The following is a 14,581-nucleotide window of genomic DNA, read 5'->3' as shown; positions in this document are numbered from 1 at the left end:
GCCGCAATGGTGAAGCGGCGGCGCCCGAAAGCAGCGATGGCGGGGATAACGGATTTGCCGCCGTCGGCCTCCGGCATGCGTATCGGCCTTTTCGGGGGGAGCTTCAATCCAATCCATGACGGGCATGTGCTGGTCATGGAGGAGACGCTGCGCCGGCTCGGCCTCGATGCGCTCTGGGTGCTGGTGACGCCCGGCAATCCGCTCAAAAATCACAATGAGCTGCAGCCACTGGACCAGCGCGTGCGGGCGGCGCGCGAAAAGATCGCCGATCCGCGCATTCGCGTCACCGGTTTTGAAGCGGCACACGGCTTTACCTACACATTCGAGACGCTGCACTTCCTTGCCGATACCATGCCGGATCGGAAATTCGTCTGGATCATGGGAGCCGACAGCCTGGCGGGCTTTCACCGCTGGGAGCGCTGGCGCGATATCGCCCGAACCATGCCGCTGGCCGTCTATGTGCGCCCGGGCGTCTCCACCCGGGCCCTGGTCTCAAAGGCCGCAATCGCCATGTCCCGCAGCCGTATCGACGAGGATCAGGCCGGCTGCCTCGCCGATCGCATACCCCCGGCCTGGGTCTTCCTGCGCGGACGCCAATCGAGCCTGTCTTCCAGCGCCATTCGGACCGGAAAACAGCCCCTCTAGCCCATCTTCGTCCTTGACCTTGCGAAAATCCCGCAGAAAGCGCATATTGGCCTCAGATCGCTGTCTCCGGAACGGAACCATAGCTTGCCGTTTGCCTGGGTACTGCAATATTTCGAAAAACAACCAAGGATGCTTACTCTGCGCATGACTCATGCAAGTGCATGGGCAGAAGGCCATTTGTGATGACCGTGCTGCCAGAAAATAATGTGTCTTCCGCCGCGGCTCCTGCCGCCACCTCCAACAAGCCCCTCATCGATCTCATCCTCGACATTCTCGAAGATGCCAAGGCCGAAGAGACCATTGCCGTCGACCTGACCGGCAAGTCCTCGCTGGCCGACCATATGGTCGTGACTTCCGGCCGCTCGCAGCGCCATGTTGGCGCCGTGGCCGACCAGATCATCCGGGCTCTGCGCGACAATGGGCACGGCAAACCCCGTGTAGAGGGCCTTCCGTACTGCGACTGGGTTCTGGTCGATGCCGGCGATGTCATCGTCCACATCTTCCGCCCGGAAGTGCGCGAGTTCTACAACATCGAGAAGATGTGGCAGGCCGACTTCACCGCCGACGCCCACTAATAGACAGGCGATGCGCGTTACCCTTGCTGCCATAGGGCGGATGAAATCCGGGCCCGAGCGAGAGCTCGTGGCCCGTTATCTTGACCGTGCAACCGCAAGCGGCAAGCCTCTTGCCCTGACCCATTTCGATTGTATCGAGCTGGCGGAATCGCGTGCGAGCTCCGCGCCGGCACGCAAGGCGGAAGAGGCCAAGGCGCTCAAGAGTGCCCTGCCCTCCGGCATCATCGTCTCGCTCGACGAGAGGGGAAAGGGCCTGGGTTCAGAGGCCTTTGCGGCGCTGCTCCTGCGCTGGCGCGACGAGGGCCGCCCGGCAGCCAGTTTCGTCATCGGCGGCGCCGATGGCCTCGATCCCGACTTCACCCGCGCCAGCGACCTCATGCTCAGCTTCTCGCCCATGGTGTGGCCGCACCAATTGGTGCGCATCATGCTCGCCGAGCAATTGTACCGGGCAACCACTATCCTTTCCGGCCACCCCTATCATCGCGGCGATTAACGTGCGCCAGGTCACAGTTTGGACCCAGCCAGGCTCTAATCGGCTCAGGCCTGATGCGCAAATTTATGGTTAAGCGGAATTAACCAGCGGTTTGCCGACCTGTTGGTAAGGTGCGCTGAGATGATTCGGGCCCTTTGGCCCCTGTAAGGAGTTGCCATGCCGGCAGGACCGGGAAGCATAGTCAGAGCTGCCTTGGCAGGCCTTGCCCTGTTCACGCTTGCCGCTCTGCCGCTTCTGGCCCAGACCGAGACGGCGCCGGCACCCGATAGGGCCGCGCCGACTGGCGATGTGCCCGAAACTGCCACCCAGGGCGCCACTCCGGACGCCGTCGTTCAGGAAGATATGGCTCAGGATGCCGGGCAGGCGACTGTCTCGGCCAGCGCAACCGATCTGGAAGAAGTTGAAGCGTCCCTGAACCTCAGCCGGGAGCGGATCGAAGCGCTCAAGGCCGAAATCGCGGAGATGGAAGGCGACCGCACCCAGCAGAATGCCGCTCTGATCGCCGCCGGGCAGCGGGTCAAGATGGCCGAAATCGAAGTTGCCGATGTCGAGGAGCGCATCTCGGAGCTGATCGTGGCCGAACTCGGGGTACGCGGACGCCTCGATGGCGCGGACGCCGAGATCGCCAACGTCCTGGCCGCTCTGCAGCGGATTTCCCTCAATCCCCCGCCCGCCCTTATTGTCGACCCCAGCGACGCCCTTGGCTCGGCTCGCGGCGCCATGCTGATCGCCGCGATCGTTCCTCAATTGCGCGCCAGAGCCGATAGCGTCGCTGTCGACCTCAAGGAACTGACCTCGATCAAGGAGCAGGCCCTGGCCGAGGAGGAAACGCTCAAGGCCAACCACGCCGTGCTCGAAGAGGAGCAATTGCGCATCGCCACGCTGATTGCAGCGCGTCGGCAGGGCATTTCCCAGCGCGGAATCGAACTGGACAGCCAGGAGCGCGAAGCGGTTGAACTGGCCGAGCGCGCCGCCACTCTGCGCGAATTGATCGATGCGCTCTCGGCACGGGCGGCCAATAGCGCCACGCCGCAACCGGCAGAAGACTTACCCGGTCTCTCGCCCGAGGCCATCAGGGTGGCGCTGGCCAATGCGGCGCGAACCGAACCGGCCGTGCCCTTCCCGCTGGCGCGCGGCTATCTCTCCCAGCCGGCCAATGGCGTGACCGTGCTCGAATTCGGTTCGGGCGATGGTCGCGGCGGTATTTCCCAGGGCCAATCGGTGGTTACCCGGGCCGAAGCGCAGGTCGTGGCGCCGGCAGATGGCTGGGTGCTCTATAAAGGCCCTTACCTCAATTACGGCCAGATCATCATCTTAAATACCGGACAGGGCTATACGGCCTTGCTGGCCGGCCTTGAAACCATCAGCGTGGATATCGGTCAGTTTGTGCAAATGGGGGAACCCCTGGGTCAGATGGGTTCACGCACAATTGGACGAACCGTGACGACCAGCGCTGGTAACGCCCAACCGACCCTTTATATTGAACTTCGACAGAACAACCGGCCTTTCGACCCGGATGGGTGGTGGGCTCCGAACGAACAGACGGGATAGAAAATCCATGCGCTTGTCCACACTCCGCGCTGCCGCTCTTGGCGTGGCGCTGCTCGTGCCGGCAACCGTGCTGATTGCACAGGATCAGACACCGGCCCCAGAGGCTCCGGTGGAGGCGCCGAACCCTAGTGGCGAAGAACCCGAGCCCACGGCCGCAGAGCGCAACGCCGCGCCGCGCGATCCGCTCGAAATCTATGCCGATCTCAATCTCTTCGGAGAGATCTTCGACCGTATCCGCGCCGAATATGTGGATCCGCCCGATGAAGAGGAGCTGATCCGCGCCGCCATCCAGGGCATGCTGACGTCTCTCGATCCCCATTCGGGCTATCTGCCGCCGGCCGATTACAACGACACGCGCGAAGATATTTCGGGCCAGTTCGGGGGCCTCGGGATCGAGGTGACGATGGAAGAGGGCGTCATCAAGGTGGTGTCGCCGATCGACGACACGCCGGCCGCCCGGGCCGGGATCATGGCCAACGATCTGATCGTCGAACTCGACGGCACCTCGGTTCAGGGTCTGTCGCTCGACAAGGCGGTCGACACCATGCGCGGCCCCATCGGCACCAACATCAAGGTCACGGTCGTACGCGAAGGCGTGGCAGAACCCCTGACCTTCGATCTGACGCGCGCGACCATTTCGATGCGCGCCGTGCGCTGGTCGATGGAGGGTGATGTCGCCCTGCTCAGGCTTTCCCGCTTTTCCGCCCAGGCCTTTGTGGGCATCGAAGCGGCCATCAAGGAAATCTACGAGGAGCGCGATGACGTCGCGCCGAAGGGCATCATCCTCGACCTTCGCAACAATCCGGGAGGCCTCGTCGATCAGGCCGTCTATGTTGCCGATGCCTTCCTCAACCGCGGCGCGGTCGTGTGGACGCGCGGTCGCTCGGAGCGCGAGAGTGCCCGTTACGATGCGCAGTCCGATCCGCTCGACAAGCGCCTGACCGACGTGCCGCTCGTCGTTCTGATCAATGGCGGCTCCGCCTCGGCCTCGGAAATCGTCGCCGGCGCCCTCCAGGATCACAAGCGCGCAACGCTGGTCGGGACGCGCTCCTTTGGCAAGGGATCGGTGCAGTCGATCATTTCGCTTGGCCCAGACGGGGCTATGCGGCTAACCACGGCCCGGTATTACACGCCGGACAACCGCTCGATCCAGGCACTGGGCATTACGCCCGATATCGAAATCAAGCAGGTGGTGCCTGAAGAATTCCAGGGTCGCGACGAAATCATCGGCGAGGCCGCCCTCGAAGGACACATCACGATCGAGGGCCAGGAAGAGACCAGCGTCGGCTCCTCGGTCTACGTGCCGATCGAAAAGACGGAGGACACTCAACTGCAATACGCCCTCCGCCTGATCAACGGCCAAGAAACACACGAGGCCTTCCCGCCCAAGGCCGAGTGACCGTTCACCTGTGCTAGACTTTCTGGCGTGGCAGCGTGATTCGCTGTCACGCCATTCTTGTAAGCATTCTCCAGGACCGCGCAGACCCGATGGCCAATGATCTCAGTACACCGCTGACCGGCCGGAGGCGCCTGAGGCGCGGTTCGGGCCGGCCGCACTTTCCGGTAGCCCGCCTGCTTTTCGGGGTCATCACGCTCATCGCCATTGGCGTCGTGCTGCGCCTGGTTCTCGTCGAGGAGCCCAATGGCGGCTTGCCCAGCATCGAGGCCGGTATCACCAATACCCAAACCGGCAACAGCGTGGCCGACAGCGCCGCAAGCGGACCGGTGACATTGACCGCGGACCCCGTCCAATATCCGGCCGGCGCCGCCGCACCATCCGGAGCCGCCCCCGCAGACAATGCCGGCGCGCCGACTACGGACACGACCATCCTTGCCGATCTCAGCGAAGAGACCAGCAACGGCCCCATACCCCGCATGTCGAGCAGCGGCGAAACCCCCTTTGCCGCCTACCGCTATCCATTCGACCTCGCCGCGGCCCCGGGGCCAAAGATTGCCATCATCGTGACCGGTCTCGGCATCAACGCGCAGGGATCGTACGACGCCATCAGCCAATTGCCCGATCTTGTCACCCTGGCCTTTGCCCCTTACGGCAAGGCGCTGGAGCGTACGGTTTCGGCAGCGCGCGGCGGCGGGCATGAAATCATGCTCGAAGTGCCGCTCGAGCCCTTCGACTACCCGCAGAACGATCCGGGCCCGCACACACTTCTCACCGGCGAACCGCCGCGGCAGAACCTCGACAAACTGTTCTGGCTGATGTCCCGTTTCGGCGCCTATACCGGGCTGATCAACAATATGGGCGCGCGGTTCACCGCCTCGGCGGCAGACTTCGCGCCGGTGATGGAGGAGCTCGGCTCACGCGGGCTGGGCTATATCGACGACGGTTCTTCAAACCGCTCCGTCGCCGAGCAATTGGCCGGGGCCAACAAGGTGCCATTCGCGCGCGCCGGCATGGTCATCGACGCCAATCCCGCCCGCGCATCCATTCTCTCAGCGCTTGCCAGCCTTGAAGCCCAGGCTCTGGACCAGGGCAGCGCGATCGGTATTGTCAGTGCTCTCCCCATTTCCGTTCAGGCCCTTTCCGAATGGGCAGCGGAACTGGATTCCAAGGGTATTGCGCTGGTTCCGGCCAGCGCCCTGATGAAATAGAGAAGCGCTTCATGTCTGCTGCACTCGATCGAGACGCCATGCCCTATCGCGATTGCGTGGGCATAGCGGTGTTCAATTCCACCGGGCAGGTGTTCGTCGGCCATCGCAAATCGGAAGGCGATCCCGACCAGTCTGCCGCGCGCGGCTTTGCCTGGCAGATGCCCCAGGGCGGCATTGACGACGGCGAGGACCCGTTGCGCGCCGCCCTGCGCGAACTGCACGAAGAAACCAATATCACCTCGGTGAGCCTGCTCGCCGAAGCCCCCGAGTGGATCTACTACGACCTGCCCGACGAAGCCCTGGGCGTCGCCTTCAAGGGAAAATATCGCGGGCAGCGCCAGCGCTGGTTCGCCTTCGCCTTTACCGGCCAGGAGAGCGAGATCGACGTCCATACCCCGGCCGGCGGCAAGCATGGCGCCGAGTTCAATGCCTGGCGCTGGGAACGGCTGAGCCGCACGCCTTCGCTGATCGTGCCATTCAAGCGGCCGGCCTACGAGAAGGTCGTGGAGGCCTTTGCCGAGATCCCGCAGCGCTTTGCCTGAGGATTTTTTGCGATGAAGACCATTGGCCTGATCGGCGGCATGAGCTGGGAATCCACGGCCCACTATTATCGTGTGCTGAACCAGGAAACGGCGCGCCGGCTGGGCGGCCTCCATTCCGCGCCGCTCCTCATCCACTCGGTTGATTTCGCGCCCATAGCGGCGATGCAGGCGGCCGGGGACTGGGACGGCGCCGGCAAGCGCCTCAATGGGGCTGCCAGGGGCCTGGTGGACGCCGGAGCCGAAGTGCTGGGCCTAGCCACCAACACCATGCATGTCGTTGCCCAAACCATGCTGGACGGGATCGATGTGCCCTTTGTCCACATCGCCGATCCCACAGCCGATGCCCTTCTGGCCGACGGCTTCGATACGGTGGGGCTTCTGGGCACACGCTTCACCATGGAGATGGGGTTTTATCGCGACCGGCTGACGGCGCGCGGGTTGGGCAACCTCATCCCCGAGGTGGATCGCACAAATCTCAATGGCATCATCTATGAGGAACTCTGCCGCGGCATTATCCGCGACGAGTCGCGCCGGATCTATGTCGGCGCCATCGAAAAGCTCGCCGCGCGCGGCGCCCAGGCGGTGATCCTGGGCTGTACCGAAATCGGCATGCTGATCGACGACGATGTCAGCCCGCTGCCGGTCTACGACACGACCGATCTCCACGCCAAGGCGCTGGTCGACGCGGCCCTTTCCTGATCACGCGGCCCGCGCCGGTGCCAGCGGCGGTTCATGCACATGAAAGATGTCGACGATCTGGTCCAGCGTATGGGTCTGCGCCTCGGTCTGCTCGATTGCGGCATGGGTTTCCTCGACCAGTGCCGCATTGTGCTGGGTCACCTCGTCGAGGAGCCGCATTGAGGCCGTGACCTCGCCGATGGACGCGGCCTGCTCGCGGCAGGCCCTGGCGATGGCGCGCACCAGATTGCTGTTCTCCTCGACCACGGCAAGCATATTGGCGAGTTGATCGCCGGCCGCCGCCACCAGCCCTGCCCCGCCTTTGACCTCGACGCCGCTCTGCTCGACCAGCGCCTTGACGTCGGCCGAGGCCTGAGCCGCGCTCTGGGCAAGCCGCCGCACCTCGACAGCCACCACGGCAAAGCCCTTGCCCGCCTCCCCCGCTCGCGCGGCTTCCACCGAAGCGTTGAGTGCAAGCAGATTGGTCTGGAAGGCGATATCGTCAATGAGACCGATGATGTTGGAAATCCGCGCGGAGGATCGAGTAATCCGCTCCATTGCCTCGGTAGCCTGGCCCATAAAGGCGCCACTCGCCGCAGCAACGCCCGAAACCGCCTCCGCCTTTTTCGCCGCGTCTTCGGCTCGACCGGCATTTTCCCCCACTGTATCGGCCAGGGCCTCCATGGCCGCGGAGGTCTGCTCGATCGTCGCGGCCTGCCTCGTGGTGCGGTCGGAGAGATCGTTAGCCCCCGACAGCAGTTCGCCCCCGGCGACACGCAGCGAACGCGCCGTGGTCTGGAGCTGGCCGACGACATCGGAAAAGCGCTCTATCGTCCCATTGAGGGCGATGCGAAGATCGTCGAACTCGTCCGGGAATGGCTTGCTGATGACCCCGGTCAGATCGCCCTCGGCCAGCCGCTTCAGCCCCGCGCCGATCGCAGCGACCGATTTCTTGCGGTCGGTCACGTCGCTGGCGAACTGCACCACCTTATAGGGCTTGCCCTCGGCATCGGCGATCGGCGTAAAAGTGCTCTGGATCCATACCTCACCGCCATCCCGCGTGCGGCGTCGATATTCACCGGTCTTGAAGGCGCCTCCGGCCAGGTCGATCCAGAACTGCCGGTAGTTCATGGTCGACGGGTCCACATCGAAAAGGAAGAGGGCGTTCGGCCGGCCGATGACCTCGGGGGCTTGATATCCCAGCAGGGCGAGAAAATTGTCGTTGGCCCGCGTCACGATACCCTCGAGGGTGAACTCCACCACCATTTGCGAGCGCGAGATCGCCTCGAGCTGGCCGGTGTGATCGGCAACTTCGGCGAGGTGCTGTCGAGCCTGGGCGTCGAGCGCTGCTTTCTCAAGACCATTTCGCCGAAAGATATCGACCGCGCGCGCCATGGCGCCGATCTCGTTGCGCCGGTCCCTGAAGGGTACGGCGAGGTCGAGATCGCCCTCGGCAATAGTCTCCATGGCGTTCGACAACTGCGGTATCGGGCGGGTCAGCAGGCGCGAAAGGCCGAAGGCAAGAAGCCCGAAGACCACCAGCGCCACACCACCAATGCCAAAGAGGATGAGCATCGAGCGCCCCAGTACCGCTTCGATGGGACCGCGATCGACCGCAACCATCATGGCGCCGAGGACAGTGCCATCCGCACGCGCAATGGGCTGGAAGCGGCGGATATAGTTGACGCCCTCAAACGCCCAAGGCTCTTCGAGGACAGTCTGCGCAAGCAGGGCGCGATGCGCGGCGGAGCCAGCGACAAGAGCATCGTCGAGCAGCCGCTCCCCCTCCGCATCGATGAGGCTCGTCGTGCCGATGGTGAAGTCGGGTGAAACTTCGGGGTCGTAGACATAGATCGCGACATCCTGGCCCGAAACGCGGGCAATGGCGTCGATGACCTCGTGACTGCGGAAGCGCGGCATTGAGCGAAGGTTCAGCGCAGCCACATTCCCTGTCGCGTCTGGCACGACTTCAAGGCTCGGCAGATTGACCCGCAGGATCTCGGCAGAAATCCGGGTGGCGGATGAAATTGCGGTTCTGGTGTCGGTCTCGACCGTGGAAGAGAGGCTGAAGAACAGCCCCGCGAGGACCGTGACAATGGCGATGGCAGTAGCCGCTACCGACATGGCGGCAATGGCAAAGGTCATGTTCAGATTTCGTAAGAAAGTCAGCATAGTCCCGGACCCCGCAAGTAACGGCGATGCAACAACTGCATTTTCTGGGGATAGACTGACGAACAAGGGTTAACGAGCCGTTGATCGACATGAAAATATAAGCATTGTCAGAGGCTTGCCTAAATTGTTGGCACGGCGCGGACAGAATAAGCAAAAAGGCCGCCTCCTTTCGGAAGCGGCCTTCAGATCGTTGATTTCCCCCGAGAGGGAACGATTAATGGATATGCGCGCCGCCGAGCTGCTGGGCTTCGATGGCGAGGTTCAACAGACCGGACACGAACTGCTGAGCGTAGGATTTGTCATCCGGCGTCGCGGCGCGCGCCAGCTCTTCCTCCGCCGACTTGATCTGCGCCTGCAGATCGGCATGGTCGAATTCGCTGAACGGAACGGACTCTTCGGCAAGAATCGTGAGGCCCGAGGTCGAAACGTCGACGAACCCGCCGCGGACGAAGTAGATTTCGGCCGGCCCACTGTCCTTGGTGACGGTGATGAAACCCGGACGCATCGTGGTCATGAAGGGCGCGTGGTCAAACATGACCGTGAAATAGCCCTCGGAGCCGGGCACCGTGACCGACTGCACGATTTCCGAAACCAAAAGCCGCTCTGGCGACACGATCTCGATCTTGAGGCCTTCAGCCATTTTTTGGGTCCCTTAGCATCAGATGGGGGACCCGCCTTACGGGCGGGTCCGACACGCAAAAAGGCGTGGCTTAGGCGGCCTGAGCGGCCAGCTTCTGGGCCTTCTTGACGGCATCTTCGATGGTGCCGACCATGTAGAAAGCAGCTTCCGGCAGGTGATCGTACTCGCCGTTCACCAGGCCCTTGAAGCCCTTGATGGTGTCTTCGAGCTGAACGAACACGCCAGGCGAGCCGGTGAACACTTCAGCCACGTCGAAGGGCTGGCTCATGAAGCGCTCGACCTTACGGGCGCGGGCCACGGTGAGCTTGTCCTCTTCGGACAGCTCGTCCATGCCCAGGATCGCGATGATGTCCTGGAGAGCCTTGTACTTCTGCAGCACTTCCTGAACGCGACGGGCAACTTCGTAGTGCTCCTGGCCAACAACGTTGGCGTCGAGGATACGCGAGTTGGATGCCAGCGGGTCAACGGCCGGGTAGATGCCCTTTTCCGAAATCGCGCGGTTCAGCACGGTCACGGCGTCGAAGTGGGCAAAGGACGTTGCCGGAGCCGGGTCGGTCAAGTCGTCGGCAGGCACGTACACGGCCTGAACCGAGGTGATCGAGCCCTTGTTCGTGGTGGTGATGCGTTCCTGCATCGCGCCCATGTCGGTCGCCAGCGTCGGCTGGTAACCCACAGCGGAGGGGATGCGGCCCAGCAGAGCCGACATTTCGGCGCCGGCCTGGGTGAAGCGGAAGATGTTGTCCACGAAGAACAGCACGTCCTGACCCTGGTCGCGGAAGTTCTCTGCGACGGTCAGACCGGTCAGAGCAACGCGGGCGCGGGCACCGGGGGGCTCGTTCATCTGGCCGAAAACGAGGGCGCACTTGGAGCCGGCGGCAGAACCACCATGTTCCTTGGGGTCCTTGTTCACGCCCGATTCGATCATTTCGTGGTACAGGTCGTTGCCTTCGCGGGTGCGTTCACCCACGCCAGCGAACACCGAGTAACCACCGTGCGCCTTGGCGACGTTGTTGATCAGTTCCTGGATCAGAACGGTCTTGCCAACGCCGGCGCCGCCCATCAGGCCGATCTTGCCGCCGCGAGCGTAGGGAGCGATCAGATCCACGACCTTGATGCCGGTGACCAGAACCTGAGACTCAGGGTTCTGCTCGGCGAAGGCGGGTGCCTCCTGGTGGATTTCGCGCGAAGCTTCGCCAACGATCGGACCGGCTTCGTCGATCGGCTCGCCGATGACGTTCATGATACGGCCGAGCGTGGCTTCGCCGACGGGAACGGTGATAGCAGTGCCCAGGTCGAACACTTCGGCGCCGCGGACGAGACCTTCGGTCGTGTCCATGGCAATGGTGCGCACTGCGTTTTCACCCAGGTGCTGCGCCACTTCCAGCACGAGACGCTGGCCGTTATTGGTGGTCTCAAGGGCATTGAGAATGGCGGGCAGGTGATCGTCAAACACGACGTCGACGACGGCGCCGATGACCTGCGATACGCGACCGGCCTTTTTATCTGCCATTTGTTCGTCCTCGCTGTGCGGTTAGAGCGCTTCGGCGCCCGAGATGATTTCGATAAGTTCTTTGGTGATCTGGGCCTGGCGCTGACGGTTGTAGCTCAACTGCAGCTTGCCGATCATTTCGCCGGCGTTGCGGGTGGCGTTGTCCATTGCGGACATCTGCGCACCGTAGAACGAGGCGTTATTCTCGAGCATGGCGCGGAAGACCTGAACCGAGATGTTGCGCGGCAGGAGATCTTCGACGATGGCCTCTTCGCTCGGCTCGTACTCATACGGCACGGTCGACACTGCGGCCTGGCCTTCGCCGGCGACAGCCTCGATGCGGGCCGGAATGATCTGCAGGGCCTGCGGCACCTGGCTGATCACCGAATTGAACTTGGCGTAGAACAGTGTCGCCACGTCGAACTCGCCGGCGGCGAACAGCGACTGCACCTTCTGGCTGATCTCGCTGGCCTGGGCGAAGCCGATATTCTTGACTTCGCGATAGCTCACCGTGTCGATGATCTTGTCGGCATACTGGCGCTTGAGAATGTCATGCCCCTTGCGACCAACGGTCAGGAACTTGACGGTCTTGCCTTCAGACAGAAGCTTGTTGGCATGATCGCGCGCCAGACGCGCGATCGAGGAGTTGAAGCCGCCGGCAAGACCACGCTCGCCGGTTGCAACGATCAGAAGGTGCACCTGGTCGCGGCCATTGCCGGCCAGCAGCACAGGGGCGTCGGTCTGGCCGTCATAGACGGCGGCCAGGCTCGCCAGCACCTGGCCCATGCGCTCGGCATAGGGACGGGCTGCCACGGCTGCTTCCTGGGCGCGACGGAGCTTAGCCGCCGCGACCATCTGCATGGCCTTGGTGATCTTCTGGGTCGACTTGACCGAGTCGATACGGTTCTTGAGGTCCTTTAGCGACGGCATGAGCCTAAAGTCTCCTTACCGGCTCAAGCCGCGTAGGTCTTCTTGATCTCGTCGAGAGCCGACTTGAGCTTGGAACGGGTGTCGTCGCTCAGGGCCTTTTCGGTGGCGATGGTCGACAGGATTTCAGCATACTTGCCACGCAGAGCGGACAGGATGTGCTTTTCGAAATCGCCGACCTTGTTCACCGCAACGCTGTCGAGATAGCCATTGGCGCCGGCAAAGATCACCGCAACCTGCTCTTCGGTCTTGAGCGGGCTGAACTGGGGCTGCTTGAGCAGCTCGGTGAGACGGGCACCACGGTTCAGCAGGCGCTGGGTCGAGGCGTCGAGGTCCGAACCGAACTGGGCGAAGGCGGCCATTTCGCGGTACTGCGACAGCTCACCCTTGAGCGAGCCGGCAACCTGCTTCATCGCCTTGACCTGAGCCGAACCACCCACGCGGGAAACCGACAGACCGACGTTCACGGCCGGACGGATGCCCTGGAAGAAGAGGTTGGTTTCGAGGAAGATCTGGCCGTCAGTGATCGAGATCACGTTGGTCGGGATGTAAGCCGAAACGTCGTTTGCCTGGGTTTCGATAACCGGCAGAGCGGTGAGCGAACCAAGACCATGGTCTTCGTTGAGCTTTGCAGCGCGCTCGAGCAGGCGGGAGTGCAGGTAGAACACGTCGCCCGGATAAGCTTCGCGGCCCGGCGGACGGCGCAGCAGCAGGGACATCTGACGGTAGGCAACGGCCTGCTTGGTCAGATCGTCATAGGCGATAACGGCATGCTTGCCATTGTCGCGGAACCACTCGCCGATGGCGCAGCCGGTGAAGGGCGCGATGTACTGGAGCGGAGCCGGGTCAGAGGCGGTCGCAGCGATAACGATCGAGTACGGCAGGGCGCCGGATTCTTCGAGCTGCTTGACGAACTGAGCGACGGTCGAACGCTTCTGACCGACGGCCACATAGATGCAGTAGAGCTTGTCGGTGTCCGACGCGTTGGCGTCGTGGGCCGGCTTCTGGTTGAGGAAGGTGTCCAGAATGATAGCCGACTTGCCGGTCTGGCGGTCGCCAATGATCAGCTCGCGCTGGCCACGGCCGATCGGGATCAGGGCGTCGATGGCCTTGAGGCCGGTGGACATCGGCTCGTGAACCGACTTGCGCGGCAGAATGCCAGGCGCCTTGACGTCGACGCGGCGACGCTCGGTGTGCACGATCGGGCCCTTGCCGTCGATCGGGTTGCCGAGGCCGTCGACCACGCGGCCGAGCAGGCCCGGACCGACCGGGGTATCCACGATGGCGCCGGTACGCTTGACGACGTCGCCTTCCTTGATCGAGCGGTCATTGCCGAAGATCACGACGCCGACATTGTCGGTTTCGAGGTTCAGCGCCATGCCCATCACGGCACCCGGGAACTCGACGAGCTCACCGGCCTGCACGTTGTCGAGGCCGTATACACGGGCAATACCGTCACCGACGGAGAGCACCTGACCAACTTCGGAAACCTGGGCTTCCTGGCCGAAATTCTTGATCTGGTCCTTGAGGATCGCAGAGATTTCCGCGGCTTTGATGTCCATTATCCGACCTCTTTCATGGCGATTTTCATCGCGGCGAGTTTTGTCTTGAGGGAAGAATCGATCAGCTGACTGCCGACCTTCACCTGAAGGCCACCGATCAGCGAGGGATCGACGAATTGATTGAGCGTGACGGTCTTGCCCAGCTTGGCCTTAAGCGTCTCGGCGAGAGCCTTAGCCTGATCGGCGCTCAGCGGGGCAGCGGAAGTCACTTCCGCAGTCGTCTCGCCGCGATCGGCTGCTGCCAGCTCGCGGAACACGACGATGATCTGATCCAGCGCGAAAAGACGTCCGTTCTGGGCCACGATGCGCAGGAAATTGGCAACGAGGCCATTGATCGACGTCTTGGCAAGGATGGCGTCGAGCGCCTGTGCCTTGACCTCGACATTGATCACGGGAGACCGAAGATAGCGCGAAAATTCTTCGCTTTCACCGATCAGCCGTGAGATGTCGGAAAGACCGGTTTCCACCTGGGCCAGCTGGTTCTCGCTCTTGGCGAGATCGAACAGCGCCGACGCATATGGCCGCGCGATCTGGGTAAGCACTGAATTCTGCGCTGCCAATGCCGCTTCACCCTCTCTTGGACCGGCCCTCTGGATGGTTCCTGTGGGGAACCTGGCCGGTGTGTCAACGTTGCGAACGTTTGTGGAAGAAGGGCCCAATTCGGACGATTCCTATCCGGACCCCTTTAAGTTGGGCTCGC

14 protein-coding genes are annotated in these 14,581 nt (G+C 62.8%); 8 read left to right on the top strand and 6 right to left on the bottom strand.

Annotated features, from left to right (window positions below; translation table 11 throughout):
- Positions 1 to 36: 36 nt before the first annotated feature.
- From N0P34_RS01715 to N0P34_RS01680, 8 genes are all read left to right on the top strand, one after another.
- Positions 37 to 645 (top strand): nicotinate-nucleotide adenylyltransferase, encoded by a 609-nt coding sequence (locus N0P34_RS01715; RefSeq protein WP_275605303.1) that lies wholly within the window; start codon positions 37 to 39, stop codon positions 643 to 645.
- 182 nt (positions 646 to 827) lie between these two features.
- The gene (rsfS, locus tag N0P34_RS01710; RefSeq protein WP_275605302.1) at positions 828 to 1,220 is read left to right on the top strand and encodes a ribosome silencing factor; all 393 of its coding nucleotides are present in this window, start codon (positions 828 to 830) and stop codon (positions 1,218 to 1,220) included.
- A gap of 10 nt (positions 1,221 to 1,230) precedes the next feature.
- Complete coding sequence (rlmH, locus tag N0P34_RS01705; RefSeq protein ID WP_275605301.1) at positions 1,231 to 1,713, top strand: 23S rRNA (pseudouridine(1915)-N(3))-methyltransferase RlmH; 483 nt, start codon at positions 1,231 to 1,233, stop codon at positions 1,711 to 1,713.
- A gap of 192 nt (positions 1,714 to 1,905) precedes the next feature.
- Entirely contained in the window at positions 1,906 to 3,264 is a 1,359-nt protein-coding gene (locus tag N0P34_RS01700) for a peptidoglycan DD-metalloendopeptidase family protein (protein WP_275605300.1), read from the top strand.
- Between the two features lie 7 nt (positions 3,265 to 3,271).
- On the top strand, positions 3,272 to 4,663 hold the full coding sequence (locus N0P34_RS01695) for a S41 family peptidase (protein WP_275605299.1): 1,392 nt from the start codon (positions 3,272 to 3,274) through the stop codon (positions 4,661 to 4,663).
- An 89-nt stretch (positions 4,664 to 4,752) separates the two neighbouring features.
- Positions 4,753 to 5,871, top strand: a complete 1,119-nt coding sequence (locus N0P34_RS01690) for a divergent polysaccharide deacetylase family protein (RefSeq protein ID WP_275605298.1) — start codon at positions 4,753 to 4,755, stop codon at positions 5,869 to 5,871.
- 11 nt (positions 5,872 to 5,882) lie between these two features.
- Entirely contained in the window at positions 5,883 to 6,413 is a 531-nt protein-coding gene (locus tag N0P34_RS01685; RefSeq protein WP_275605297.1) for an RNA pyrophosphohydrolase, read from the top strand.
- 12 nt (positions 6,414 to 6,425) lie between these two features.
- Positions 6,426 to 7,112, top strand: a complete 687-nt coding sequence (locus N0P34_RS01680; RefSeq protein ID WP_275605296.1) for an aspartate/glutamate racemase family protein — start codon at positions 6,426 to 6,428, stop codon at positions 7,110 to 7,112.
- Here the strand turns inward: N0P34_RS01680 and N0P34_RS01675 are convergent, their stop codons facing one another.
- From N0P34_RS01675 to N0P34_RS01650, 6 genes are all read right to left on the bottom strand, one after another.
- Positions 7,113 to 9,263, bottom strand: coding sequence for a methyl-accepting chemotaxis protein (locus tag N0P34_RS01675; protein WP_275605295.1), 2,151 nt, complete (start codon positions 9,261 to 9,263; stop codon positions 7,113 to 7,115).
- A 214-nt stretch (positions 9,264 to 9,477) separates the two neighbouring features.
- A complete protein-coding gene (locus N0P34_RS01670) occupies positions 9,478 to 9,903 on the bottom strand; it encodes a F0F1 ATP synthase subunit epsilon (RefSeq protein WP_275605294.1) in 426 nt (141 codons plus the stop codon).
- Between the two features lie 70 nt (positions 9,904 to 9,973).
- Positions 9,974 to 11,413 carry a F0F1 ATP synthase subunit beta gene (gene atpD / locus N0P34_RS01665; RefSeq protein WP_275605293.1) on the bottom strand — a complete coding sequence of 480 codons (1,440 nt, stop codon included), beginning with the start codon at positions 11,411 to 11,413 and terminating at the stop codon, positions 9,974 to 9,976.
- Positions 11,414 to 11,434: 21 nt separating this feature from the next.
- Positions 11,435 to 12,322: a F0F1 ATP synthase subunit gamma gene (locus N0P34_RS01660; protein WP_275605292.1), complete on the bottom strand. Its 888-nt coding sequence runs from the start codon at positions 12,320 to 12,322 to the stop codon at positions 11,435 to 11,437.
- 23 nt (positions 12,323 to 12,345) lie between these two features.
- On the bottom strand, positions 12,346 to 13,881 hold the full coding sequence (atpA, locus tag N0P34_RS01655; protein ID WP_275605291.1) for a F0F1 ATP synthase subunit alpha: 1,536 nt from the start codon (positions 13,879 to 13,881) through the stop codon (positions 12,346 to 12,348).
- On the bottom strand, positions 13,881 to 14,423 hold the full coding sequence (locus N0P34_RS01650) for a F0F1 ATP synthase subunit delta (protein WP_275605290.1): 543 nt from the start codon (positions 14,421 to 14,423) through the stop codon (positions 13,881 to 13,883). Before N0P34_RS01650 ends, atpA begins: the two co-directional genes overlap by 1 nt.
- Positions 14,424 to 14,581: the final 158 nt, after the last annotated feature.

The organism is Devosia sp. FJ2-5-3 (assembly GCF_029201545.1).
In the GTDB taxonomy this organism is placed as follows: domain Bacteria; phylum Pseudomonadota; class Alphaproteobacteria; order Rhizobiales; family Devosiaceae; genus Devosia.
This window is presented reverse-complemented; position numbering and strand designations above follow the sequence as displayed.